This is a genomic window from Alicyclobacillus contaminans DSM 17975, assembly GCF_000429525.1.
Taxonomy (GTDB): Bacteria; Bacillota; Bacilli; order Alicyclobacillales; family Alicyclobacillaceae; genus Alicyclobacillus_A; species Alicyclobacillus_A contaminans.
Window position 1 is genome coordinate 68,953 of sequence record NZ_AUCA01000004.1, and the last position, 23,832, is coordinate 92,784.

The window sequence follows — 23,832 nt, forward strand, 5'->3', positions numbered from 1 at the left end:
AGACAGACAACCGGGAGGTGTGGAAATTGTTCACTCGACATCTGGTCGTCCGATTTGGGGAGTGCGACGGACTCGGACATGTGAACAACGGCACGTATTACACGTATATGGAAGACGCCAGGATGGACTTGTTTCGATTGTTCAATCCGTCCTTGGACCTGCAACGATGGAACCTGATTGTGGCGTCCACCCGCTGTGATTACCTGCAGCAGGTCACCTATGCGGAACAGTTAACCGTATACACCTGGATTCCTCACATTGGAAACTCCAGTTTTGTCGTTGACCACGTGATTGCCAACGAACGAAAGGAATGGGTCGCCCGCGGACAGGCGACCTTGATTGCGTTCGACTATCAGACCGGCAAGAGCATTCCATTGTGGAATGAGGTCCGAGCGGCCCTGGAGGAACATCGTCAAGGGCCGGCGAACGTACCGCCGCTGCGCACCTGATGCGTTGAAGGTCGTCGGACCACGATGATGCGCGTCAGTCGCTGGATTGCGCCGCGTTGGCCGACGGCCTTGCAATGTCTTTGTGAGGCTCAGCATTCGTTGTTCTATAGAAAAAGAGGACAGCGTGCTGTACCCGCCCGTGGCTGAAGGCGGGACAGCACGCTGTGTTGATGCCGGATGACGACGCTGCTTGCTATCCGCAATTCGTGGACCCGATATTGGTGAAGGGGATACCTGCTGGTTACTTGTGCTGAAGAACGGCGGGGGCCAATTCCATGCGCCGTTCCATGAACGCCTGTCGGGCCGCCTGCTCCATCCGGTCGTCCAACGGACGAAGCGTGCCGGAGATCCCGGCGTAGTCCATCGCCAGTTGCAGGATCATATCTGCCAAAGCGGGGTTTTTCGGCAGCAGGGGGCCGTGAATATAGGTGCCGATGACGTTTTTGTACCGCACACCCTCCTGTCCGTCCTCGCCGTTGTTGCCGTGTCCGGAGATGACGGTCCCAAGCGGCGCGTGGCGATGACGGGTGCGGCCGCCGTGGTTTTCAAAACCGAGAATGATGCCCACCTCCGACTGAATCGCAATATTGCCAATCAATCGAGGCGATCCCGCTTCGGTTCTCAGGTCCAACAGTTCGAGGCCCGGAATCTTGGTTCCGTTCGGCAGTTGATAGTACTCCCCGAGCAGTTGGTATCCGCCGCAAACGGCGAGCAGCGGCAGCCCGTCCTCGACCGCCGCCTTCCACTCCGCCACATTGCGGCGGAGCGTGCGTCCGACCAGCTCCTGCTCCCGATCCGACCCGCCGCCGAGCAGCACCAGATCATACTCGCCCGGCTTGGCATCGTCGGTGTGCTGAACACGGATGATTTCCACGGCATAGCCGCGCCACGCCATGCGCTGTTGCAGCGTCAAGATGTTCCCCTTATCTGCATACAGGTTCAGCAGATCAGGATACAGATGGGCGATACGCAGGGGACGGTTCATGGCTGTGGGCCCTCCTTTGCAGTCGGTCGGCGATGGGGTACAGCGCCGTATACGTGGACAACACATAGACGGTCTTCGCCTCGCAGGCGTCGGCTTGCAGCAATGCTTCATCAAGGGCTGTGGCCAGATCTGGAATCGAAACCACAGCGTCCGTCGGACAGCCTGCGTACTTGAGTCGAAGCGCCATGTCCTCCGCACGCAGCCCGGTCGTGACGTACCGGACGGTTTTCGGGTCTTCGGTCAACAGTTCGAAGTCGGCGTCCCACAGCCACGACACATCTTTGCCATCGGCCGCATTGTCGTTGATGGCGATGCACACCACTTTGGTGTCACCATCGGCGCGGATGGTCTGCAGGACGCTGTCGCAACCGGTCGGGTTCTTGATGAGATTGAGCACCGTCGGCGGCGAGGTCTCAAACGCCTGCATGCGTCCGAGCGGTGGTTCGTAGCGGCGGAAGCCCGCCTGCACACTGGCGATGTCCAGACCCACGACGCGTGCCGCCGCCAGGGCCGCCAGCGCGTTGTACCGGTTGAACAATCCTCGCGCCGCCAGGGCAATCGTCACTTCCGGCAAGGATCCCTCGGACACGGTCAGTCCCTGGGGGTGCGGATGCCCCACAAAGTCGGGGTGCGGGCGGAACATGCCGCACTGCGGGCAGTGGTAGTCCCCCAGCTGACCGTAGAAGAAGCCGTGGTAGACCAGTTCGTGGCCGCACTCGAGGCAGAAGGCGCCGTCGCGCATCTGGTCACGGACCTCGTGCTGCAGTTGGTCCTTCGACATCCCGAAGTAAACCACCTGTTTCCCATAGGCGAGGCCGATGTGGCGAGCGAGCGGATCGTCCGCGTTGAGGACCGCCACGGCATCGGTGCGCCGCAGACCGTCCAGCAGTTTCTCGAGCGTGGTGTCCAGTTCTCCGTATCTGTCCAGTTGATCCCGAAACACGTTGGTGACCACCACGACCTTGATGGGCAGGGCGTGGGCGACCAGCGGCAGGGTGGCTTCGTCGATTTCAAACAGCGCCGTCCTGCAGCGCAATCGGCCGGTCCAAGTGCAGTGTTTCAGCAGCGCGGTGGCCAACCCCTGGGGCAGGTTCGCGCCTTCGCGATTGTGCACGATGGCATCCTCTTCGGCCATGGCCGCCGCCAACAGCCTGGCCGTCGTGGTTTTTCCATTGGTTCCGGTGACCACGATGCACCGCTCCAATTTGGCGCCCAGTTTTTCGAGCAGCCGTGGAGAGATGCGCAGTGCCACTTTGCCGGGTAAGCTGGTGGCTCGTTTACCAAGGATGTTCAGGATCCATAGGACCCATTTGCCAACCCAAATCCCGAACAAACCTTTCCACTTCCTTTCTCAATGCCCGTGGCCGCATAGCCGGGGCGATGTTCAGCGGACAGTCTCGGCGCATGGAACAGAGTATCCGTTCGTCCATCACGGCGCGTTCCGTCCAGCATCCTCGCTGGCTTGCGTTCTTTTCCCGGCTTGCCCCAGCGGGGCTATCGTTTGGATTATACTATACTGAGCGGCCGGTGAGCGGCGGCAGGTGCTTGGGAAAGGAGTCGATGGGCATGTTTACGGTAAACGACCTGCGGGCAGAATCCAAGCAGGAATTCTATCGGTCGCTGGTGGAGCAGGTGCGCCACCTGATGGCCGGAGAAACCAATGAATTGGCGAATCTGAGCAACGTTGCCGCGTTGCTGAACATGCATCTGAAAGAGATCAATTGGGTGGGCTTTTATCTCTGGTACGAGGCGGAGCAAACGTTGATTCTGGGCCCGTTTCAGGGCAAGCCCGCCTGCATTCGCATCACCGAGGGGCGCGGTGTCTGCGGCACCGCCGCGAAGTCTCGGCAGACGCAGGTGGTTCCCGACGTCTTGATGTTTCCGGGACACATTGCGTGCGATCCCGATTCGCGCTCGGAAATCGTGATACCGATGGTCAAGGCCGGTCGGCTGGTGGGCGTCCTCGACATCGACAGTCCGCGCACGCAACGCTTTGACGCGGACGACGCGGCGGGACTGCAGCAGGTGGTGGACGTGCTGTTGGAAGGCACGGAGTTTCTGGACCGCTGACGAGGGTCAAACTGCGGACGGGAGGCATATCAATGGAGTTTTATGGATATCGGAAGTGTTCAACCTGCCGCAATGCGCATAAATACCTGGCGGATCACGGCGTGGATGTCGCGTTTCAGGACTTCGTGGTTCAGCCGCCCTCGCGGGAACAGCTCCAGTCGTGGGTGGACAAGTTGGGACAGGGTATCGGGCCCTTTGTCAACACCAAAGGTACGCGCTACAGGGAGCTGGGACTGAAAGACAAACAGCTCAGCGACGCGGAGTGGATGGAGCTATTGACCATGGACGGCAAGTTGTTGAAGCGGCCTGTGTTGGTGTTGGATGACAGGGTCATTGTCGGGTTTGACAAAGAGCAGTATGACAAGTTGTTCCAGAAAGGTTGAGGGGGATGCCGAGACTGTTCTTTGGCTTGACCCTCACGGACGCATGCCGGGCGGCCGTTGGACGCATCCAAGACCAATTGCGGCAGCGGGGCGTTGAAGCGGGAAATTGGTCGCGCCCCGATCAATTCCATGTGACCGTTTCCTTTCTCGGGGAGTTGCCCGACGCGGAGATTCCCCGATTGGCAGCCGCCGGGAAAGCCGCAGCAAGCCAGGTGTCGACGTTCGAGATCCATCTCTGTACGGTGGGGACGTTCCCGAAGAACCGGGTGCTGTGGCTGGGGGCAAACCGAGACAGGGGTTACGAGCGACTGTTGGCTCTGCACCAGGCGCTGAACCGCCAGTTGTCCGCAGCCGCCATTCCCGGTTTGTCGTTGGAAGCGCGCCCGTACCAGCCGCACCTCACGCTGGCGCGAAAACTGAACCTCGAGCGCTGGCGACAGGCGGCGGCTGCGTGGAACGAACGCTTTGATGTACATCTGCCGGTGGGGGCGCTGTGTCTGTTCGCCTCCACCAGGCAGGCGGAGCGGTTGGTGTATCCGGTGTTGGAGAGGTATCCGCTCCTCGGGAAAGCCGACGAGTGACCTGACGGTGGCCGGTCAGCCGTTTTCGGCGGCGCGCTTCCGCCGCGTGGACTCGTAGTGCATCAACCCGAGCGCATCCACAAACATATCCACCTGCAGGGGGGACAAATCGGCCCCGGGCTGAATCCCGATTCGGCGCACGTGGTCGACCACCCAGTCCTGCAGGGCCCCCATCACCTCCTGGACGGAAACGCCTTCATGGTATACCCGTTCAATCAACGCGGCCATTTCATCGGCGCCGCGCCGCGTCGCGCGAATGGCCTCTTCCTTCGGAGACCGACCGTGGTGCGCGTGGTACACAGTCGAAAACGGAATGGCCTCGAGCATGTCGAGGGTGCGGTGGACCGCCGCTGGATCGAAATCGACCGGAGAGGTGGAAGGGATGACCCACTCCTCATCCCAGCCTGTGAACTCGCGACGGTAGCGGATGCCCACGGCGTCACCGGCGAATAGAGCGTCCGAAACCGGGTCCAGTATGGTGAAGTGGTGTTTCGCGTGACCCGGTGAATCGAAGAAAGTCAGCGTCCGGGAACCAATGGACAGCGTATCCTCGTGATTCCGAACCAAAATCTGCTCCGGACGCACCGGCACCACCGGGCCAAACAGCGCTTCCAACCGCTCCCCGTAGACTTGTCCAGCGCCTTGCCACAATCGCGACGGGTCGGCCATGTGCCGGGCGCCGCGCGGGTGCACCACCAACTGCGCGTTGTCGGCGAGGGCCATCATCTGCCCCGCGCCCCCGGCGTGATCCAGGTGCACGTGGGTCACCACCACGTACGCGAGGTCGCGCGGATGCAGTCCCAATTTTTGCAGACCTGCCACGAGGGTATCGTGGGAGTTTGCGGCTCCGGTCTCAATGAGGGTCGGTTGGTCATCGCGGATCAGGTACGCTGCGGTGCGGTACGGCATCCCCTGCTCGAGCAGGTCAATCAGATACACGTCATGGCCCATGTCTTCAATGAGCGGCTGTACGTTGGTCACCACACTCAGTCCTTTCGAAATTTTGGTTTACGCCGCGGTTTGCCGCGATCCAGTCCACCGCCGGGAGGCAGAGATTGGTTTGTTTCCCGCCAACTTTTCGCGGGCGCTATGGACGTGCGCTGCGGCTGCACCGGATGTTTCTGGCTTCGCCACGACGAGGGCGCGGAATTCGTCCGGCCGCGCCGCGGCAACGGGCGCACCTCGGCCGAACGGGCGTACGCAGTCTGAGACCGCCCAAAGGCGGGTACGGGAGCGCGGGCCGCTGCGGGAGGCCGCTGTTGTCGCCGCTGCTTCGCGTCTTCCACGGGAATCACATCCGCCAGCTGATCTTCCTCAGGCTCCTCTAACAGCGTGGTTCGGGAAATGGACAACAATATCCCCATCGCCGACAGATTCATCAGCAGCGAAGTTCCTCCGTAGCTGATGAACGGGAGCGGAATGCCTGTGACGGGAAGAAGTCCGGTCACGGCGCCGAGGTTGATGATGGTTTTGAACGTGATCATGCCAGTCAACCCCAGTGCCAGCAGGGAACTGAACCGATCCGGGGCTCTGCGCGCGGTGTGAAAGCCGCGCCAGATCAACACGGCAAATGTGGCAATCAGCGCGATGGCGCCGAGAAACCCCCATTCCTCCACGAACACAGGAAAGATGAAGTCAATCTGCGGGACGGGCAGGTATCCCATCTTTTGAATGCTCATGTCAAAACCGCGGCCGAACCAGCCTCCGGCGGCCATCGCCGTGAACCCCTGCAACAATTGGTACGCGTTTGCACTGTGAAATGGGTCGAGCCAAGCCTGAATCCGGGCGGAACGGTACGACTCGAGAAAGCCGAACCCGACAATGATGGGGGCCAGCGCGCCCATCAACAGCAGCAGCGGCTTCATCCGCGCGCCGGACGCGAACAGGAGCACCATGCAGGAGGCGAGCAAGGTCATCGCGGTGCCCATGTCCGGTTCGAAGATGATGAGCAGGAAGGCCAGCCCGGTTACGATGACGGCCGGAAGCATTCCCTTCTTAAAGCTATGTAAGAGTGTCACCTTTTTGGTGAAAAAGAAGGACAGGTACAGGAGCACCGCAATGATGGCCATTTCGGAAGGCTGCAGACGCAGAGAACCCGCACCGAGCCACCGACGGCCGCCTGCGAGAGACTGTCCAACGTGAGGGATGAGCACCAGCACCAGGAGGATGAGGCTGATCCCCGCCAGCAGCGGTGCCATACGATACCACGTCTGCGCGGGAACGAAGCTGAGACCAATCATGAACCCCGTGCCGACGATGCCAAAGAGCAATTGCCGATTGGCGTAATAGGCGGGCGGCATACCATGTTGGATAGCAATCACCGTACTTGCCGAAAAAATGGTGAGCACGCCCACCGCTGTGAGGATAATAACGGTGAAAAACAATACGTAATCGACCTGGTGTCGTTGTCGTTGCAAGCGCGTCACCTCCCCGCCAAAGTGCAACAGGATGTTCTTCGACATCCGAGATCCAATCCCCTGCTTGGCAGGACGTAGGAAGGACGCGCATGCGCTCACCACCAGTGCATGCCGATGGCGGTAATCCCAAGAATGGCAGCCAGTGGAATCGCCAAACCCCAACCGCCTCCCCAGTTTCCGCCGGGGCCTGTGCCGGGCGGATAGCCGGGACCGGCTGGGCCGGGGGGACCGCCGAACCAGGGGCGATGGGGCTCGGGGATGGCATCGGCAGTCCATGGCGAGACCGGATCATCCCGATGGGCCACGCCCAGGATGATGTAGCGTTTCGAACAATGCACAATCACCCCGCGAAAGGTACCAAAGTGGGTGTGACACGCCACGTGCTGTCCCAAGAACCTATGCAGCAGACGGTGTGTGACTGGCATATCTGCCCCTCCTTTACGGCACCAGTCTATGGGGCAATCGCCCGCCCGGAGACGGCGGGTGCCCAAATTCGAGCCATCCCCGCCGAACGCGGCCATTTTGTATTACACTCAGGACGAAACCACCGAGTGGAGGGCGGATATGGTGCAGAGGGTTCACCCCTATTTAGCGGATAGTGCGCCGGTGGTGCTGGCCCATCGAGGGAACAGTGCACAGTGTCCAGCCAACACGCTGTGCGCCTTTGAAGCCGCTTTGGCAGCGGGAGCAGAGATCATCGAAACGGACATGCACTGGACCAAGGACGGGGTGATGGTGCTGTGCCACGACGAAGTCGTGGATCACGTGAGCGACGGCTGCGGCGCCATCCGCACGCTCACCCTCGCCGAACTGAAGTCGCTCGATTTCGGGTACCGGTTTTCACCGGATGGCGGAGTGACCCATCCGTTTCGCGGTCAGGGAATCACCATACCGACGCTGGAGGAGGCGTTGGCGGCCTTTCCAACCGCTCGGTTCAACATCGACGTCAAGCCGAAACAGCCGGGAAGCCTGCGTCAACTGTTGAAAACCATTCATGCACTTGGCGCCGAATCCAGGGTCTTGCTGGCGTCGTTTCACGACAGCATCCTGCGCCAGATTCGGGCCATGAACCGAGGCATTGCGACCAGCGCCTCGGTGCGTGAAACCTTTGCGTTCTGCCGGAGGGTGTGGATGCGGCGCTCCATCCCGGACGGCCTGCCGTACCTCGCGCTGCAGGTTCCGCAGTCGATGCGCGGCGTGCCGGTGGTCACGGCGCGGTTTGTGGATGCGGCGCATCGCGCGGGCGTCAAGGTGCACGTGTGGACCGTGGATGAGCCGGATCGGATGCGTAAATTGTTGGACATGGGCGCGGATGGCCTGGTGACCAATCGCCCAGAGACGGCGGTGGCGGTGCGCGCCGAATGGCTTCGGACAACCATTGCTTGAAAAGACACGCTTCCCCCTGTTCCCATCCGGGCATGGATGGGATGTTCCCCTCACGTTTGCCTTTCCGGCCGTTGGATGGCCAACACATGCTCGCGGTGGAGAAGGAGCGCCAACCAGTCGGGAGGACCACATGCGTGTGGAAGCCGAACTCCGTTTGCTCATTTATGATTGATGTTCATCGAAATTGCGCGCAAAAGGATGCACGAACGTGATGGTCAACGAATCTGCGAAAATACCTTGATTTATTGATCAAGAATTCGCTTACATAACATTGTTGACGCGGAAGAACTCGCATCCTATAATGAGCGTAAGAAATCATAGTCAGTCACATATGATCATTATTTGATTGAAAATGGCGGAAGTCGACGGGGGATGGAAGGGGGTGAAACCATGCTGGCAGATGAGCGCAGGCGGCGAATCTTGGATTGGTTGGAGCGAGCACAGAGCGCGACGGTTTCCGAATTGGCGGTGATGTTTGGAGCCTCGGAATCCACCATTCGTCGGGATCTGCAGGAACTCGACGAACAGGGCCTCCTGAAGCGAACCCACGGCGGGGCCGTGCCGTTGGAAATGGCCGGGTTTGAAGCTACCATTCAGGAGAAACACGCCCAACGTTTGGCGGAGAAAGTGCAGATTGCAAAGCGGGCGCTCGACATGATTCGGCCCGGGGATACGGTGCTGTTGGATTCGGGATCGACCACGCTGCAAATCGCTCGCCTGTTGCCGGACATGGACGTGACGGTGGTGACCAACAGCCTCGCCATCGCACAGGAACTGTCCACCTATCAACGCGTCCAGTTGGTGGTGCTCGGTGGTGAACTGCGCACCACGACGGGGGCCATGGTCGGGCCGTTCACGGAGATGCTGCTCGCTCAACTGCACGTGGATCGGCTGTTTCTGGGCGCGAATGGCGTGGATTTCGTGCACGGTATCACCACGCCGAACGCGGTCGAGGCGGCGACCAAGCGGGCCATGATGCGCGCGGCCCGAGAAGTGGTACTGGTTGCCGACCACAGCAAACTGCGTCAGCGAAGTTTGGTGAAGATCTGCGATATGGGCGATGTGGACACGTTCATTACGGATGCACCGCTTTCAGCCACGGATCTGGAGCGCTTGGCGCACGAAACGGTATGCGTGCAATTCGCGGGAGAAGCTCAACAAGGGGATTGACAGCATGAACAATGTGGAGCAGTTGGGACAGAATCGACGCGTGGTGACGGTGACGCTGACGCCGGCCGTGGACCTGTTCCTGCAGGTGGATACGCTGCAGCCGGGAACTCTGCACCGGGTGCCGGGGCCGCAACAGTTCGTGGGGGGCAAAGGCATCAACGTGGCGAAGGCGCTTCACGCCTTCGGGACCCCTGTGGTGGCGACCGGGTTTGTGGGCGGCGAACGCGGGCGCTGGATTGAATCCCAACTGACAGAGGCCGGTATGGCGGTGCAATTTACACACACCGCTGCGGAAACTCGGTTGAACGTGAAGATTGTGGAGCAGGGTGGCCGCTTGACCGAGTTGAACAGCGCTTCGGCGCCGCCCGCCGACGAGGAGTGGAGCTCGTTTTCGAAGCATCTGCGCGAATTGTCGAAGTCGGCTGCGTGGGTGGCCTTCTGCGGCAAGCTGCCGGATGGCTGCCGGGAGGACTGGTACCAGACGGCGATTGTGGAGGCGCGGAGCCTCGGTGTGAAGACGCTGTTGGATTCCAGTGGCCGCGCATTGCACCAGGGCATACTGGCGGGCCCGGACATCATCAAGCCGAACCATCACGAGCTGGAGGAACTGGTGGGTCGCCCGCTTGCAACGGATGCGGATGTGGTGGACGCGGCGCGCGCAGTGGTCCATGCCGGGGTGCACTTGGTCGTTGTGTCTTTAGGAGCCCGCGGAATGCTCGCTGTGGCTGCTGAACGCGCGTGGCGAATCGAGGTGCCCGCCGTGGAAGTGGTTTCGGCTGTGGGCGCCGGCGACACCGCGGTGGCAGGTTTGTTGCACGCGCTGGTGAGCGGACGGGACGTGGAACAGGCGCTTCGCTTCGCGGCGGCCGCTGCGACGGCGGCCGTGCAAACATCCGGCACCATGCGGCCCGACAACGCGGCGGTGATGCAAATGATGGAGCGGATTCGGATTTCGGAATGGAGGGGAGTATTGTGACGACGAAACTGGTTGCTGTCACCGCCTGTCCAACGGGCATTGCGCACACCTACATGGCGCAGGAGTCGCTGTTGCGAGCGGCGGAAAAGATGGGCGTGGAGATAAAGGTGGAGACGCAGGGAGCATCCGGCGTGGAGCAGGCGCTGACGGAAGAGGACATCCGCGCCGCCGATGCCGTCATCATCGCCGCGGACAAAGCGGTCGATTTGGATCGATTTCATGGAAAGCGCTTGCTGCAAACGTCGGTCACCAGCGCCATTAAAGCGCCGCAGCAACTCATAGAGGACGCTTTGAAGCAGCCGGTGTGCGGCGCCGAGCGCGGGAGCGACTACCTGAGTCAGGTCGCGGAAGGCAAGGCGCAAAAGAAAGCGAGTATGCCGGCGGGGTATCGTCATCTGATGAACGGCGTGTCGCACATGCTGCCGTTGGTGGTGGCGGGCGGCATTTTTATCGCGCTGTCGTTCGCGGTGGACATCGACAATCAATCACCGCTGGCGCAGGCATTCATGAATATTGGTAGTAAATCAGCGTTCGCATTGTTCGTGCCGATTCTCGCCGCGTTCATCGCGCAGTCCATCGGTGACCGGCCCGCGTTCGCGGCTGGGTTGATTGGCGGCTGGATTGGCACGCAGGGGTGGATGTTCGGCGACGACAATGCCAGCGCGGGTTATCTCGGCGGCATTTTGGCTGGATTCTTGGCAGGCTACGTCACGAAGTGGTTGAAGCAGTGGATCCGGCTGCCGCGGGCGCTCGAAGGGCTGATGCCGGTGCTGATCTTGCCTGTGCTGTCGGTCGGAATTGTCGGATTGCTGATGATTTTCGTGCTCGGTTCGCCCATTGCCGCAGTCATGCAGTGGATGAAGAACGGCCTGGACAGCATCGGCGCCACAGGCTCCGTGGGGATTGGCCTGTTGCTCGGTGCCATGATGGCGTTCGACATGGGCGGTCCCGTGAACAAGGTGGCGTATCTCTTCGCGGTGGGACTGCTCGGCAGTCATACGCACGAGTCCGAGGTGATTATGGCGGCTGTGATGGGCGCTGGAATGGTACCGCCGTTGGCGGTGTCGTTTGCAACCTTCATCAACAAGCGCAAATTCCTGCCGGAGGAACGGGAGGCGGGGAAAGTGGCTCTGGTGCTCGGCGCCTGCTTCATCACCGAGGGGGCCATTCCCTTCGCCACCAACGATCCGTTCCGCGTGATTCCATCCATCATGGTGGGTTCGGCGGTCACAGGGGCTCTGAGCATGCTGTTCCAGGTCACTCTGCCCGCGCCGCACGGAGGAATTTTCGTCTTCCCGCTGATCGGGAACGTGGTTCAGTACATCCTCGCCATCTTGATTGGCGCGGTCGTCAGCGCCGGATTGATTCTTGTGCTGAAGAAACCCGTGATGCAACAGGACACGAGCGTGGCCGCGTAAAGGTGCCGGTGGTTCCGCATCGGCCGCGGATTCCAGGTGATGCTCAGATCGGACTTAGATCTCTGTCCCTTGACGTGTATCTGTTGGCGAAAGCAGGAATGCTGCTGACCGCCGCTGGCTGCGCGGAGCCGAATCCGTCCAGCCGGCGGCTTCTTTGTGCCCCTCGCTGGCACGTTCGCGTTGGACGATCTCGTTGCGCGCACAGCACTTCCCGTGCGACAATGGGACAAGAGTGAAGCGAAGAGGTGAACGGACATGCGGTATCCAACATCCCAACGAATGCAACAGTTGCCCAAACAGTTTTTTGCCGGTCTTGTGGCGCAGGTGAACGCACGCATGCAGGCGGGTCACGACGTCATCAACCTCGGACAGGGAAATCCGGATCAACCAACGCCTTCCCACATCGTGGAGGCCCTGCGAGAGGCCGCGCTCGATCCATCGACGCACCGCTATCCTCCGTTCACCGGACTGCCGGAGTTGAAAGCGGCGGTTGCAGCATTTTACGCCCGGGAATACGGGGTTTCTCTCAATCCGGACACAGAAGTGGCGGTCTTGTTTGGCGGCAAAACCGGACTGGTGGAGTTGAGTGAGATCTATCTGAATCCGGGGGATGTCGCGCTGGTGCCGAGCCCAGGGTATCCAGATTACTGGAGCGGCATTGCGCTCGCCGGGGGGCGTATGGAAAAGATGCCGCTGTTGCCGGACAACGCATACTTGCCGGATTTGTCGGCTATTCCAGCGTCCGTGCGCGGCGCCGCCAAGCTGATGTTTCTCAATTATCCGAATAATCCCACCGGCGCCACCGCAACCTCGACGTTTTTCGAGGACGTGGTGCGGTTTGCGGATCAACACGGCGTACTGGTGATTCACGACTTTGCGTACGGGGCCATTGGCTTTGATGGCGTGAAACCGCCGTCGTTCCTGCAGACGCCGGGCGCCAAAGCCATTGGCGTCGAAATTTACACCATGAGCAAGACCTTCAACATGGCGGGCTGGCGGATTGCATTCCTGGTTGGGAATGAAGAGGTGGTAAGGGCTGTGAACCAGTTTCAGGACCACTACTACGTGTCTCTGTTCGCCGCGGTCCAACGCGCGGCCATCGCTGCGCTGACCGGGCCTCAACAGTGCGTGACAGATTTGGTTCGGATGTACGAACGCCGTCGCGACGCGTTCGTCGGCGCGCTGCGCGAACACGGGGTGGTGTGTCCGAGCCCTGGCGGATCGTTTTTCGTCTGGATGCCGGTGCCGCAGGGCTTTTCCGCCACCACCTTCGCGGAGTTTCTGCTCACGGAGGCGAATGTGGCGGTGGCACCGGGCGTCGGATTTGGCGAACACGGCGAGGGATACGTTCGCGTGGGACTGCTCACCACCGAAGATAGACTTCGCGAGGCGGCGCTGCGGATTGCCGGGGCGGTGCGCGTTCATTCGTAACGGTCCCCTCTGCGAGCGGGGGAAGCGAACAAAAAACGTGGCGAGGACACGCGTCCTCACCACGTCCATCAGGGGCGTTCCGGTCCTTCGCCGGGCTGGGTTTTGCTGCGAAACTTGTCCGCCAACTGAATCAGCCACAGGCGGTGGTAAGGGACCTGGTACAACACCGGCTCGACGCGGCTGTCCCCAGGTCCCAGGCGGTACATCCAGATGGTCGTTTCGTTGCGGATGCCCTCGTGCATTCGAATACCGAGGTGGATGGAATCCCGATAACCATTTTTGTACGCGATGGCACCGAGTTGGCCGTGCAGCTCGGCCACCATCGGCCGAAACCTCGGATCGCGCAGAACGGGGGCGTCCGCCCAGGGCGTGAGCCCGTCCGCCCCTGTGTGCAGCCGCTGTTCGGTCTCCAGAATCACCACCTCCGCTCCCTGGATGGGCTGCTGGCTCCGCCCATCGATGACGCGGATCCGCAGCTGAGATCTGGGAATCGGCACATACGGGGAGAATTTGTTGGTGGGCTCGGTCGGATTGGCCGGTCTCGGCGTCGGCTGCGGTGCTGGTGACGCATTCTGACCCGGCTGCGGTCTCGCATCGTTCGCAGGCGAGGTTTGTCCCGCCCGAGGTTGTGCGGGATGCTGCAGCTGCGTTCGCTGCGGATGCGCTGGCGTTGGTGCGGTTGTCTGCGTCCCTTCCGCAGGTGCCGCGACGGTGGGGACGGCGGTCCCGCCGCACGTCCCTGGAACGTTGGGCAGTGACCACAGCCCCAGGCCTGCGGCCACCAGGCACAGGCCAACGGTCTTACCAGTTGGAAACCTCTTGAACACTGTTCACACCTCCTGCACACCGCCGTCAGGGAACGCGGCGCAGCGCTCTGTCCATGTAGTAAAACTGCAGAATCTGTACGTAGTTGCGGCCGCGTTCGGCCCAATACTGACTGCCCCATTGAGCCATTTTCTGGGCATTGCGATACTGCCAGTTCGGGTCGTTCTCATACCCGGCGCGGTAGTTTAATTCGATGATTTCACCGTTCGGCTTGACATACACATACCGCCGCAGCGATTCGACGGCGCGGTTTGTATCCTCCTGTCTCGACCAAGCCCGATAGGTCTGGAAATTGACGGTATTGTCCACGTCGAACGTGAAACCGTCAATCGTCACCGGATGCAAGTGGTGGTACCAGGCGAACATCTTGACCGCCATCGCACCCGCCCGCAGCGAGTCCGGATGCCACGACGGCATCCACTCATTGGGCAGGACGTCTTCCACATATTGTTCAAAGGGCACCGTTTGCACCCAGGCGATGCGCCCGCGCGGATCCGATTCTCCGCTGACATTCTGTTGACGAATGGCGACGCGAATCACGCTCGGCGGCGCGGTGTTGTAGATGGTATTCACCTGTGCGCTGGCTTGCGGTGGAACCAGCGCGCCGACGAAGTAAACCAAGGCACAGGCAAACCCGGACATCCATCGTTTCTTCATAGGCCTCCCCCTGCTGTGCGAGATTCAGAGATACCGTTACCTTTCCCAGGCCCTGCGGGAGCTATGCACGGACGGCGCCTGAGAAGCGCCTGCGCATGACATTGCGGTCGGGAATCGGTACAATAAGTGCGTCTCCCAAGGCTTCGGCTGCTGGCGGGCGGCGGAACCACCGCGACGAAGGAGGATGGCCATGGAGAAGCTCGGCTTGACGGGAAAGAGCAATCACAGCGCGGATGACACGTTGAAGGGATTGTCCGCACTATTTGTCGATGGCGATAAGGTGTTTGTGGACAACGGCGCGATTCATGCAAAGAGTCAATTGGAGCGCTCATTGACCTTTGTGAAATCGGCTGACGAATTGACAGATCCTCGCACGGTGTACGTGTTTTGGATTACGCTGAAGCGCAGAGACGGGCAGATGGGATTTCACGGTGCGATGCCGTTTGTATTGCTGGTTGACGAAACCAACCGTCTGGGGTACAAATCACTTGCGGAACAGGTCAATAAAATGGACAAGGCTGTCAAGGGGCAGGTGGATGTGACGGGGGTGCCGGAGGCTGTTGTCGCAGCTGCGCGGGACTATCTCGTGCGCGTGCGGCCGGACCTGTGGGAACACGCCGCCCCCGAATTTCGCGCCGCATTCGCCGGCTCTGCCGAATAGAGAGAGGGGTAGCTCGTTGAATCAATCGGAAACACCGCTGTTCACAGGCTTATTGAACCACGTGAAACGGCAGCCGCTGCAGTTTCACATTCCCGGGCACAAGCGCGGCCGCGGCATGGACGACGACTTCCAATCGTTCATCGGGGAGAATGCGCTGGCTCTGGATCTCATTAACATTGCTCCCCTGGACGATCTGCACAATCCAACCGGCATGATCAAGCGGGCGCAGGAATTGGCGGCGGAAGCGTTCGGCGCTGACTATACCTTTTTTTCTGTGCAGGGCACCAGTACGGCCATCATGACCATGGTGCTGGCCACGGTGGGACCTGGCGACAAAATTCTCGTGCCGCGCAATGTGCACAAGTCCGTGCTCACAGCGGTCATGCTGGCGGACGCCATGCCGGTCTTCCTGCATCCGGAGGTGGACCACGAACTCGGGATTATGCACGGATTGTCCGTTGAAACGGTGGAGAAGGCCTTCGAAGACCATCCGGATGCCAAGGCCATTGTCGTCATCAACCCGACCTATTTCGGCGTGGCGGCGGATTTGCAGCGCATTGTGGAGCTGGCTCACGCGCGCGGCGTGGCGGTGCTCGTGGATGAGGCGCATGGGAGTCTCACGCCGTTTCACGAACGGCTGCCCATGTCGGCCATGCAGGCAGGGGCGGACATGGCGGCCACCAGCGTGCACAAACTGGGCGGATCGATGACGCAATCGAGCGTGCTCAACGTGCGGGAAGGTTTGGTCGATCCGCGGCACGTCCAAGTCGTGCTCAGCATGCTGACAACCACATCCACCTCCTATCTGCTGTTGGCTTCGCTCGACGTCGCCCGCAAACAGCTCGCGCTGCACGGGCGGGAGCGGGTGGAAAAAGCGATTCGCCTGGCCGACGACGCAAGGCGCCGCATCAATGCCATCCCCGGCCTGTACTGTCCCGGCGAGGAAATCCTGCACAGCAGTGCAACCTATGCGTTGGATCCGACCAAGCTGACGGTGTGCGTGAAGGATCTGGGCATCCGCGGCTTCGACGTGGAACAGATGCTGCGCGAGGAGTACAACATCGAGGTCGAGTTGAGCGACTTGTACAACGTGCTGTGCATCATTTCCTGGGGGGACGACGAGGCGGACGTGAACGCGTTGGTGCATGCGCTGGAACAGATTTCGCAGCTGTACAAAGACAACATCGACCGCCGCAGCGCGGTGGTGAAGACACCGTCCATGCCGGTGCTGAGCATGTCGCCCCGCAGGGCGTTTTATGCGGAGACGGAAATCGTTCCACTCCACGCGTCCGTCGGACGAACGATTGCAGAAATGATTATGGTCTATCCGCCGGGAATACCGATTTTGCTTCCCGGGGAAATTGTGACGCAGGACAACATCGATTATATTGAGGAAAACCTTCGGGCTGGGCTTCCTGTACAAGGCCCGGATGATCCGGAGATTCGCTACGTCAAAGTGGTGAAGTCAGCCGGTTGAAATCTTCCGTTCCAAGGGATGAAAGCGGGAGGGGATGACGTTGGCACAGTTGCAAGAGGGCCAGATGGCGCCCGCGTTCACACTGCCGGCGACGTCGGGCGGAGAGGTGTCGCTTGCGTCGCTCGCGGGCAAGGTGGTGGTGCTGTACTTTTATCCGAAAGACGACACGCCGGGCTGCACGTTGGAGGCCAAGACGTTCTGCAATCTTTCGCCGGAGTTTGAGGCGGAGGGCGCTGCCATTCTCGGGGTATCCCGGGACAGCATCCCTTCTCACGAAAAGTTCATGGCCAAACATGCTCTGTCGGGATTGACCCTGCTGGCGGACACGGACGGCAGCGTCTGCGAGGCGTACGGAGTCATCAAGGAAAAGAACATGTACGGCAAAAAGGTCATGGGGATTGAACGCACCACGTTTGTGTTGGACGGTGACGGCCGGATTGCGAAGATTTACCCCCGGGTCAAGGTGGATGGACACGCTGAGGCGGTTCTGACCTTCGTTCGCTCGCTGAAGGGTTGACGCGAGGCGGCGACGCCGTTCACAGACCGGTCCAATGGCGGTATACTAATGGAAGAAGGGAGTGTTGCGCTTTGATTACACTGACCGAGAGTGCGGCGGACAAGTTGCGTGAAATGATCGCCGGTCGCGGTGAGGACGAGAGCGCGCTTCGCATCTACGTCAAGCCGGGCGGATGCACCGGGTTCAGCTACGGCATGGCGCTCGATGGCCCGAAAGATACAGATTTGAAGTATGAAATTCAAGGCGTCACTGTGGTGGTTGACAAGGAAAGCCTGTCGCTCATCGACGGTTCCGAGGTCGACTACGTGGACAATTTCGATGGTTCCGGATTTCGGATTATGAATCCCAACGCCACGTCCACCTGCGGATGCGGCTCCAGCTTTCGGACTGCGGATCAGGCGGGGCAGCCTGGGGCCTGCGACGTCTGAGAACAAGCCTGTTCACCGTGGGTGAGCGGGCTTTTTTCGACATGGGTCAACCGAATGGGACAAGCCGAGAGGTGAAGCGGATTGGCATGGTTCGAAAAAGTGCTGAAAGACCCGGTGCACGACGAGATCCTGGTGGATGATCCTTGGATCTGGCGCCTGGTGAACACAGCGGCCGTGCAGCGGCTGCGCCGCATTCGTCAATTGGGGACTTCCTATTTAACATTTCACGGCGCGGAGCACAGTCGCTTCACCCATTCGCTCGGCGCCTACGAAACCATGCGCCGCGTTCTGCACTACTTGCAGCGAGAGTACGGATGGCCCGCCGATTTGCGCGAGCGCCGGTTGGCGTTGTCCGCGGCGCTGCTTCACGATGTCGGACATGGACCCTTTTCGCATACCTTCGAGCGAATTTATCCGGTTCATCACGAGCAGTGGACGCAGCGGATTCTCATGGAAGATGATGAACTTGCATCGGTGCTCGCGGAAATCGACGATACCTTTGCGTCTGAGTTGGCCGGCGTACTCCGAAAGGATGGTCGGCACCCGTACATTCAGCAGTTGATCACCAGTCAACTGGATGTCGACCGGATGGACTACCTGCTGCGCGATGCGCTGCACACGGGCGTATCCTACGGCCGCTTTGAGCTGGCTCGGCTAATCCGTTCGCTGGCACTGCACGAGGGCACGGTGGTGCTCAAGCAAAGTGGGCTGCATACCGCCGAGCAGTACATTCTGGCGCGCTACTTCATGTATACCCAGGTGTACCTGCATCCGGTAACCATGGGCAGTGATCTGCTCGTCGCGCAGATCTTGCGCAGGGCGGACGAGCTTTGGAAGTCCGGCCAGTCGGTGGATATGCCTCACGAGTTGGTGGCGCTGTTTGAGGGGCAGGATGCGGTCACGGTGCGGGAATACCTGGCGGTGGACGAATCGACGCTGCAGTATGCGTTTCACAGTTGGGCGAGATCTTCCGATCCGGTGCTCCGCGATTTGGCGCAACGCTTTTTGGAGCGCAAGCTGTTCGCGCCCATCATCCGCTCGGAACCCAGTTCGGAGGAATGGGCGGTGCTCCGAACTGCGGCCAGGGCGATGGGGTTTCATCCGGATTACTACGTGTGCGGGCGCGGATCGGAAGTTTCGGCGTACGTGTATCAGGGCCAGGGCATCTTCGTGCTTTCCGGCGGAGGGAGCGTGCAGGAACTCAGCCGCGTCTCCAAGGTCGTTCGGTCTCTGAACCCGGACGCGGAGTACTGCTTGGTCTTGCCAAAAGAAATGCTGGAGACGGAAGGTCCGTTCCAGCATCGCGTACGGTCGGTGGTGTCCGGCGGGGCACCTGTCTCTGGTTAAGGCTGCCGCCCTGCGCTGGCGCGGCGCTTGCCGAACCAAAACCACACGATAGCCACAACCAGCACCAACACACCGAAATATGTAAGGGGTTTGAGTAAGGAATCTAGTTTTTCCCAATGTTTGCCCAGTTGAAATCCGGCAAACACCATGGCGAAATTCCACGGAAGCGACCCGAGCGCCGAAAAGACGAAGAATTTGCCTAGGCGCATTTTGGCCACACCGGCGGGGTACGAAATGACGGTTCGTACGCCGGGCAACAGCCTGCCGAAGAACACGGTCCACTCGCCGTATTTGGCGAACCAACGCTCGGCGCGCTGCAGATGGGATTGCGAAAGCAGGACATATCGTCCATAACGGTGGATGAAGGGGCGTCCGCCGTAGAGGCCGATGGCGTAGGCGATGGTGCCTCCAATCACATTGGCGATGGTGCCAACCACCACCGCGCCAAAGAAGGACAGCTCGTGGGTATACGCCAAGTAGCCGGCGTAGCCCATGACCGGTTCACCGACGGGCAAGAAAATGCTTTCCAGTGTCATGAGCACAAAGATGGCCAGACTACCATAGTGCGAGATGAATGTGCTGAGGTGGGCCGCCACAACGAAATCCTCCTCGGTGAAGTCTTCAATCTTGTACATCGTACACGATGTGGCGCCGTTTGTGAATGCTTCGGCGGGGGATTGGGGTTGACAGACCCAGCGGATCTCCGCACAATGGATGGGGTGGTTGACAGCGTGGATGGGCGTGAGACTGGGACGGCCCGAGCGGTTGCCGGTCGCCCATCGACAGGCTGAAAAACTCAGGGAGTCAGTGACCCTGTAGAAAGCTGAGGGAACGTGCATGCCCTTGCTTCACGCGATGTTGAATGTGGTTTATCTCGCGATGCAGCTGTTCACGGGTGCGATTGGCGTATACCAGATTGTGATGTCCCTGTTTGGGATCTGGCACAAGCGGGAGCCGATTCGCCACGACCCGGCAAAGCGGTTTGCGGTCATCATCGCGGCACACAACGAGGAGCGCGTGATTGGACCGCTCATTGACAGCCTTACTGCTCAAGAGTATCCAAAAGCGCTGTTCGATATACACGTCATTGCCGACAACTGCACAGACCATACCGCGGATGTCGCACGTCGTCACGGCGCCGTGGTACATATTCGCACGGATCACGAAAAGCGCGGCAAGGGATTTGCCATTGAGTGGATGTTGGAGCGACTTTGGTCGTCGAATGTCCAGTACGACGCGATTGTGATGTTCGACGCCGACAATCTGGTGGCGCCCGACTTTCTGCGCATCATGAATGATAAGTTGATTGAAGGGAACAAGGTCATTCAGGGATACCTGGGCGTCAAAAATCCATTCGACACCTGGGTCAGCGTGTCCATGGCCATCTCCTATTGGTACAGCAATCGCATGTGGCAAAATGCCCGTCAAAATTTGCACTTGTCGTCCTCCCTCGGAGGTACGGGATTGTGCATCGACATGGCATTACTCAAAGAGATGGGATGGGGAGCAACCGGCCTCACGGAAGATCTCGAGTTCGGTGTCCGCTGTGTGGAACGTGGCATCATTCCCATTTGGGCGCACGATGCGGTGGTCTATGACGAAAAACCGACCACGCTGCTGGCGTCGATGCGGCAGCGCCTGCGTTGGATGCAGGGGCATTTCCACTGCGCGAAGCACCACATGGTGCCCCTGCTGATGGCCGGGATTCGGGAGCGCAATTTTGTCAAGTTTGACGCCGGGGTCTACCTGTTCCAGCCCGCGCGTTTTCTGATTCTCTTCCTGACGTCGCTGATGCTGTTGCTGCAGATCTCAACGCCGCATACCTCGCTGATGTCTCACGTCGCGTCGTTCCTGCCGACGGACTTCTGGGTTGCGGTGAATGTCTTTTTGTATTTGCAAATGCCGTTGGCGCTGTTCTTGGAACGGGTCAACTGGAAAGCGTACGTCGGGTTGATTCTGCTGCCGTTTTTCCTGTGGACATGGGGACCGGTGGTGTTTCAGGCATACTTCACCAAGACGAACCGCCGTTGGGCCCACACGGTGCACAAACGCGCGATTCGGCTGGACGAACTGCGCAGTCGCTGATTGGAGCGCCCTTGGGATGAGGCTTGCCGAGCTTTGTTCGCCGGCGAGCCTCGCTCTGTGTCATTGGACGATGGTCGGGGCCTTTTCAATCATCGTGACCACCGCGTCGCGAATCGGCATGCCGGGATAAATCCCAATTTCCTCTGCGGTCTGCGTGCAGGATTCCACCGTGGCGTTCAACAACTCGTCCATGGTTTTCACGCCGACGGCGCGTGCCGCGACAACACGGCGATCAGCCAGCTTCTCCCGAAGCAGCTGTACGTCCAGGGCGCCGCACATGACGTATCCGGCTTCTGTCTGCAGAATCAACAGGTTGGTTTTCGGCAAATGGATTTCGATGGACACGACGGAATAGTCCCCAATCCAGAGCGGCTCAACTTTCACCATACCTGTATCCCCCTTCGGATGGCTCCCATTCAGCTTATGGTGAAATCCACAAAGTGTGCCACCGGTACGGCATGCTTCGATCGAGCGTGCGCAATATGATACGATGAGAAAGTGTACGGCATGTTTGACAGGAGGTTGCATGCGGTGACGACAAGCAGGGAACTGATTCAGCGTCTGGCGGACGCACACGGTATTTCTGGATTTGAACGGAATGTACGAAAGTTGTATGAGTCCTACCTGGCGCCGGTCTCGGAGGAACTGATTCGCGACAGGTTCGGCGGCGTGGTGGGCAAGAAAACGGGGGACGCAAGTGGGCCGAAGGTGTTGATTGCCGGTCACCTGGACGAGATCGGCATGGTGGTGACACACATCACCGACGATGGGTTCCTGTATTTTCAGACCGTCGGCGGCTGGTGGTCTCAGGTGATGTTGGCGCAGCGGGTTGTGGTTCATACGCGAAAGGGCGAATTGATGGGGGTCATCGGGTCTAAACCGCCCCACCTGCTCACGGCGGAAGAACGCAACAAGGTCGTCAAAATTCAGGACATGTATATTGATATCGGCGTGAAGGACAAGGAGGAAGCTGAATCGTTCGGTGTGCGCCCGGGTGATCCGATTTCTCCTTGGGGTCCCTTCACGCCGCTCGCGAATGGCAAGTACTTCATGGCCAAAGCATTGGACAACCGCCTGGGGAGCGCGGCTGCCGTCGAGGTGCTCCGCGCTTTGCAGGGGCAGAGCCATCCGAACGTCCTGTTCGCCGGTGCCACGGCCCAGGAAGAAGTGGGGCTGCGTGGCGCACAAACGCTGGTGCACACGGTGGACCCGGATGTGGCCATTGCACTGGACGTCGGGATTGCCGGTGACACGCCGGGCATGAAGAAGACGGAAGCGCTGAGCCGGTGTGGGGAAGGGCCCATTCTCTTGATTTACGATGGCTCCATGATTCCGAATACCCGATTCCGTGATTTCGTTCTCGACACGGCGGCTGACGCGGGGCTGCCGGTACAGGTGGAGTACGTCTCGGGTGGTGGCACGGACGCTGGTAAATTCCACACGCACGCCTCCGGGGTTCCATCTGTGTCCATTGGATTTCCGACGCGGTATATTCACAGTCATTCGGCGGTGTACCATCAGGACGATTTTGACAATGCGGTTCGCCTGGTCGCTGAATTGGTTCGTCGTTTGGATGCGAGCACAGTGGAAGACATTCAACAATATTGACGTGATGGAAGTGCAAGCCCAGGGCGCTTCGAATGAGTGGCGCGTGCGCGGGGATGCCGCTTGACGGCTCCCCGCAGCGGGCCTGCAGCATCGCGTGCGGTCTGTGACAAGGCATGGAGCGGAGGACGGCATGATTCACGACCTGATTCGATTCATCGAAGGCATTTGGCATAATACGGCGCTTGTGGCAGCCTTCTCTGCCATTCTGATCACGCAGGTGCTCAAAGTTCCGATTCATTTCCTACAGTATCGGGTGTGGGATTTTCACAAAGTCATTGATGCAGGCGGTATGCCAAGCTCCCACGCGGCTGGCGCAGGGGCATTGGTCACCGCCTTGGCCTACGTGGTGGGACCGCAGTCTCCAGTCTTCGCGACGGCAGTGGTGTTTGCCGCTGTCGTCATGTATGATGCGGGCGGTATTCGGCGCCATGCCGGAGAACACGCCGCACTCTTGAATCGCATTGCCTTGGAACTGCAGAAGTCCGGCTTGACCCCTCGTCCCCCCTCGAACCCAAACGTCGAGGGGGAGCGGCTGAAGGAAATCTTGGGGCATGAGCCGCCGGAGGTGGTGGCGGGAGCCGTGCTGGGGGTGCTGATTGGCGCCATGTTCGGGAAGTGGTGGTGAACGTTATGCGTCGCCGTCCGGGAGTTCTGTGCCGTCCGATGGTGCCGCAACGCTCGAAGGGATGTCTGAAGGACGCTGCGGCATACCGTCGCGTTGAATTTTGTCCACCAACTGCTGGAGAGCCTGTTCGGCAGACGGCAGCACGGAGCTGCCGTAGATTACCACCCGTTGGCTGCCCCGCGGCAGTCCCACCGCGTAGAACGTGCCATCCGCCTGTTCATACAGCTCCACATCATAGATGTACTCCGGCGTTACATATTCGTACAATTCCTTCCGGCGCATGACACATCCATCCGGCAGCCGAAGGGCTGACAAACGGCGTGTCTCCGACATGGT

27 protein-coding genes are annotated in these 23,832 nt (G+C 60.0%); 17 read left to right on the forward strand and 10 right to left on the reverse strand.

What is annotated here, in order from left to right; genetic code table 11:
* Positions 1 to 26 precede the first annotated feature (26 nt).
* Positions 27 to 449 carry an acyl-CoA thioesterase gene (locus G463_RS0102925; protein WP_026973995.1) on the forward strand — a complete coding sequence of 141 codons (423 nt, stop codon included), beginning with the start codon at positions 27 to 29 and terminating at the stop codon, positions 447 to 449.
* 241 nt (positions 450 to 690) lie between these two features.
* Here G463_RS0102925 and G463_RS0102930 read toward each other — a convergent pair whose 3' ends face one another.
* Both G463_RS0102930 and G463_RS0102935 read right to left on the reverse strand, forming a co-directional pair.
* The gene (locus G463_RS0102930; RefSeq protein ID WP_035485355.1) at positions 691 to 1,434 is read right to left on the reverse strand and encodes a type 1 glutamine amidotransferase; all 744 of its coding nucleotides are present in this window, start codon (positions 1,432 to 1,434) and stop codon (positions 691 to 693) included.
* Complete coding sequence (locus tag G463_RS0102935) at positions 1,397 to 2,767, reverse strand: Mur ligase family protein (RefSeq protein ID WP_026973997.1); 1,371 nt, start codon at positions 2,765 to 2,767, stop codon at positions 1,397 to 1,399. The genes G463_RS0102930 and G463_RS0102935 overlap by 38 nt, the downstream gene beginning before the upstream one ends.
* 233 nt (positions 2,768 to 3,000) lie before the next feature.
* Between G463_RS0102935 and G463_RS0102940 the strand changes: the two genes are divergently transcribed.
* Genes G463_RS0102940 through thpR form a run of 3 tightly spaced genes read left to right on the forward strand, consistent with a single transcriptional unit; the run spans position 3,001 to position 4,468 of the window.
* Positions 3,001 to 3,504 (forward strand): GAF domain-containing protein, encoded by a 504-nt coding sequence (locus G463_RS0102940; protein ID WP_026973998.1) that lies wholly within the window; start codon positions 3,001 to 3,003, stop codon positions 3,502 to 3,504.
* Positions 3,505 to 3,536: 32 nt separating this feature from the next.
* Positions 3,537 to 3,887 carry an arsenate reductase family protein gene (locus tag G463_RS0102945; protein ID WP_035485358.1) on the forward strand — a complete coding sequence of 117 codons (351 nt, stop codon included), beginning with the start codon at positions 3,537 to 3,539 and terminating at the stop codon, positions 3,885 to 3,887.
* Positions 3,888 to 3,892: 5 nt separating this feature from the next.
* Positions 3,893 to 4,468: an RNA 2',3'-cyclic phosphodiesterase gene (gene thpR / locus G463_RS18410; protein ID WP_051321854.1), complete on the forward strand. Its 576-nt coding sequence runs from the start codon at positions 3,893 to 3,895 to the stop codon at positions 4,466 to 4,468.
* A gap of 15 nt (positions 4,469 to 4,483) precedes the next feature.
* Here the strand turns inward: thpR and G463_RS0102955 are convergent, their stop codons facing one another.
* The 3 genes from G463_RS0102955 to G463_RS0102965 form a co-directional block, all read right to left on the reverse strand.
* Complete coding sequence (locus tag G463_RS0102955; protein ID WP_035485422.1) at positions 4,484 to 5,449, reverse strand: MBL fold metallo-hydrolase; 966 nt, start codon at positions 5,447 to 5,449, stop codon at positions 4,484 to 4,486.
* A 5-nt stretch (positions 5,450 to 5,454) separates the two neighbouring features.
* Complete coding sequence (locus G463_RS18415) at positions 5,455 to 6,885, reverse strand: FtsW/RodA/SpoVE family cell cycle protein (RefSeq protein ID WP_169725411.1); 1,431 nt, start codon at positions 6,883 to 6,885, stop codon at positions 5,455 to 5,457.
* 95 nt (positions 6,886 to 6,980) lie between these two features.
* On the reverse strand, positions 6,981 to 7,310 hold the full coding sequence (locus G463_RS0102965; protein ID WP_026974001.1) for a hypothetical protein: 330 nt from the start codon (positions 7,308 to 7,310) through the stop codon (positions 6,981 to 6,983).
* Positions 7,311 to 7,368: 58 nt separating this feature from the next.
* Here G463_RS0102965 and G463_RS18420 point away from each other — a divergent pair, with 58 nt between their 5' ends.
* From G463_RS18420 to G463_RS0102990, 5 genes are all read left to right on the forward strand, one after another.
* Positions 7,369 to 8,271 (forward strand): glycerophosphodiester phosphodiesterase family protein, encoded by a 903-nt coding sequence (locus G463_RS18420; RefSeq protein ID WP_051321856.1) that lies wholly within the window; start codon positions 7,369 to 7,371, stop codon positions 8,269 to 8,271.
* A 390-nt stretch (positions 8,272 to 8,661) separates the two neighbouring features.
* Positions 8,662 to 9,441 (forward strand): DeoR/GlpR family DNA-binding transcription regulator, encoded by a 780-nt coding sequence (locus tag G463_RS18425; protein ID WP_035485360.1) that lies wholly within the window; start codon positions 8,662 to 8,664, stop codon positions 9,439 to 9,441.
* 4 nt (positions 9,442 to 9,445) lie between these two features.
* Positions 9,446 to 10,417 (forward strand): 1-phosphofructokinase, encoded by a 972-nt coding sequence (gene pfkB / locus G463_RS18430; protein WP_051321857.1) that lies wholly within the window; start codon positions 9,446 to 9,448, stop codon positions 10,415 to 10,417.
* On the forward strand, positions 10,414 to 11,835 hold the full coding sequence (locus G463_RS0102985) for a PTS fructose transporter subunit IIC (protein ID WP_245575669.1): 1,422 nt from the start codon (positions 10,414 to 10,416) through the stop codon (positions 11,833 to 11,835). Before pfkB ends, G463_RS0102985 begins: the two co-directional genes overlap by 4 nt.
* 255 nt (positions 11,836 to 12,090) lie before the next feature.
* A complete protein-coding gene (locus tag G463_RS0102990; protein WP_026974003.1) occupies positions 12,091 to 13,266 on the forward strand; it encodes a pyridoxal phosphate-dependent aminotransferase in 1,176 nt (391 codons plus the stop codon).
* Positions 13,267 to 13,334: 68 nt separating this feature from the next.
* Here the strand turns inward: G463_RS0102990 and G463_RS23405 are convergent, their stop codons facing one another.
* On the reverse strand, positions 13,335 to 14,093 hold the full coding sequence (locus tag G463_RS23405) for a hypothetical protein (protein ID WP_084171162.1): 759 nt from the start codon (positions 14,091 to 14,093) through the stop codon (positions 13,335 to 13,337).
* A gap of 25 nt (positions 14,094 to 14,118) precedes the next feature.
* Positions 14,119 to 14,748, reverse strand: a complete 630-nt coding sequence (locus G463_RS18440) for a SpoIID/LytB domain-containing protein (protein ID WP_245575670.1) — start codon at positions 14,746 to 14,748, stop codon at positions 14,119 to 14,121.
* Between the two features lie 190 nt (positions 14,749 to 14,938).
* Between G463_RS18440 and G463_RS0103005 the strand changes: the two genes are divergently transcribed.
* From G463_RS0103005 to G463_RS0103025, 5 genes are all read left to right on the forward strand, one after another.
* On the forward strand, positions 14,939 to 15,409 hold the full coding sequence (locus G463_RS0103005; RefSeq protein WP_026974004.1) for a YwhD family protein: 471 nt from the start codon (positions 14,939 to 14,941) through the stop codon (positions 15,407 to 15,409).
* 16 nt (positions 15,410 to 15,425) lie between these two features.
* A complete protein-coding gene (locus tag G463_RS0103010) occupies positions 15,426 to 16,886 on the forward strand; it encodes an aminotransferase class I/II-fold pyridoxal phosphate-dependent enzyme (protein ID WP_026974005.1) in 1,461 nt (486 codons plus the stop codon).
* 34 nt (positions 16,887 to 16,920) lie between these two features.
* On the forward strand, positions 16,921 to 17,403 hold the full coding sequence (locus tag G463_RS0103015; RefSeq protein ID WP_211227378.1) for a peroxiredoxin: 483 nt from the start codon (positions 16,921 to 16,923) through the stop codon (positions 17,401 to 17,403).
* A gap of 71 nt (positions 17,404 to 17,474) precedes the next feature.
* Complete coding sequence (locus G463_RS0103020; RefSeq protein WP_026974007.1) at positions 17,475 to 17,831, forward strand: HesB/IscA family protein; 357 nt, start codon at positions 17,475 to 17,477, stop codon at positions 17,829 to 17,831.
* A gap of 81 nt (positions 17,832 to 17,912) precedes the next feature.
* Entirely contained in the window at positions 17,913 to 19,178 is a 1,266-nt protein-coding gene (locus tag G463_RS0103025; RefSeq protein WP_026974008.1) for an HD domain-containing protein, read from the forward strand.
* Here the strand turns inward: G463_RS0103025 and G463_RS0103030 are convergent.
* Complete coding sequence (locus G463_RS0103030; protein WP_026974009.1) at positions 19,175 to 19,774, reverse strand: DedA family protein; 600 nt, start codon at positions 19,772 to 19,774, stop codon at positions 19,175 to 19,177. The genes G463_RS0103025 and G463_RS0103030 overlap by 4 nt on opposite strands.
* Positions 19,775 to 20,015: 241 nt before the next feature.
* Between G463_RS0103030 and G463_RS0103035 the strand changes: the two genes are divergently transcribed.
* Complete coding sequence (locus tag G463_RS0103035) at positions 20,016 to 21,263, forward strand: glycosyltransferase family 2 protein (RefSeq protein ID WP_026974010.1); 1,248 nt, start codon at positions 20,016 to 20,018, stop codon at positions 21,261 to 21,263.
* Between the two features lie 60 nt (positions 21,264 to 21,323).
* On the opposite strand, the gene G463_RS0103040 is transcribed toward G463_RS0103035, so the two are convergent.
* Positions 21,324 to 21,650 carry a YunC family protein gene (locus G463_RS0103040; RefSeq protein ID WP_026974011.1) on the reverse strand — a complete coding sequence of 109 codons (327 nt, stop codon included), beginning with the start codon at positions 21,648 to 21,650 and terminating at the stop codon, positions 21,324 to 21,326.
* Positions 21,651 to 21,770: 120 nt separating this feature from the next.
* Between G463_RS0103040 and G463_RS0103045 the strand changes: the two genes are divergently transcribed.
* Entirely contained in the window at positions 21,771 to 22,871 is a 1,101-nt protein-coding gene (locus tag G463_RS0103045; RefSeq protein ID WP_051321859.1) for a M42 family metallopeptidase, read from the forward strand.
* A gap of 130 nt (positions 22,872 to 23,001) precedes the next feature.
* Complete coding sequence (locus G463_RS0103050) at positions 23,002 to 23,496, forward strand: divergent PAP2 family protein (protein ID WP_035485364.1); 495 nt, start codon at positions 23,002 to 23,004, stop codon at positions 23,494 to 23,496.
* A gap of 3 nt (positions 23,497 to 23,499) precedes the next feature.
* Here the strand turns inward: G463_RS0103050 and G463_RS0103055 are convergent, their stop codons facing one another.
* Positions 23,500 to 23,829, reverse strand: coding sequence for a hypothetical protein (locus G463_RS0103055; protein WP_026974014.1), 330 nt, complete (start codon positions 23,827 to 23,829; stop codon positions 23,500 to 23,502).
* Between the last annotated feature and the right edge of the window lie 3 nt (positions 23,830 to 23,832).

Excerpts from the sequence above, each read along its gene's own strand:
- G463_RS0103040 (WP_026974011.1), bottom strand. The coding sequence starts at position 21,650 with ATGGTGAAAGTTGAGCCGCTCTGGATTGGGGACTATTCCGTCGTGTCC.
- G463_RS0103045 (WP_051321859.1), top strand. The coding sequence starts at position 21,771 with ATGTTTGACAGGAGGTTGCATGCGGTGACGACAAGCAGGGAACTGATT.
- G463_RS0102940 (WP_026973998.1), top strand. The coding sequence starts at position 3,001 with ATGTTTACGGTAAACGACCTGCGGGCAGAATCCAAGCAGGAATTCTAT.
- G463_RS18440 (WP_245575670.1), bottom strand. The coding sequence starts at position 14,748 with ATGAAGAAACGATGGATGTCCGGGTTTGCCTGTGCCTTGGTTTACTTC.
- G463_RS0103005 (WP_026974004.1), top strand. The coding sequence starts at position 14,939 with ATGGAGAAGCTCGGCTTGACGGGAAAGAGCAATCACAGCGCGGATGAC.
- G463_RS0102930 (WP_035485355.1), bottom strand. The coding sequence starts at position 1,434 with ATGAACCGTCCCCTGCGTATCGCCCATCTGTATCCTGATCTGCTGAAC.
- G463_RS0102945 (WP_035485358.1), top strand. The coding sequence starts at position 3,537 with ATGGAGTTTTATGGATATCGGAAGTGTTCAACCTGCCGCAATGCGCAT.
- thpR (WP_051321854.1), top strand. The coding sequence starts at position 3,893 with ATGCCGAGACTGTTCTTTGGCTTGACCCTCACGGACGCATGCCGGGCG.
- G463_RS0103015 (WP_211227378.1), top strand. The coding sequence starts at position 16,921 with ATGACGTTGGCACAGTTGCAAGAGGGCCAGATGGCGCCCGCGTTCACA.
- G463_RS0103035 (WP_026974010.1), top strand. The coding sequence starts at position 20,016 with ATGCCCTTGCTTCACGCGATGTTGAATGTGGTTTATCTCGCGATGCAG.
- G463_RS18425 (WP_035485360.1), top strand. The coding sequence starts at position 8,662 with ATGCTGGCAGATGAGCGCAGGCGGCGAATCTTGGATTGGTTGGAGCGA.
- G463_RS0103050 (WP_035485364.1), top strand. The coding sequence starts at position 23,002 with ATGATTCACGACCTGATTCGATTCATCGAAGGCATTTGGCATAATACG.
- G463_RS0103055 (WP_026974014.1), bottom strand. The coding sequence starts at position 23,829 with ATGTCGGAGACACGCCGTTTGTCAGCCCTTCGGCTGCCGGATGGATGT.
- G463_RS0102965 (WP_026974001.1), bottom strand. The coding sequence starts at position 7,310 with ATGCCAGTCACACACCGTCTGCTGCATAGGTTCTTGGGACAGCACGTG.
- pfkB (WP_051321857.1), top strand. The coding sequence starts at position 9,446 with ATGAACAATGTGGAGCAGTTGGGACAGAATCGACGCGTGGTGACGGTG.
- G463_RS0102990 (WP_026974003.1), top strand. The coding sequence starts at position 12,091 with ATGCGGTATCCAACATCCCAACGAATGCAACAGTTGCCCAAACAGTTT.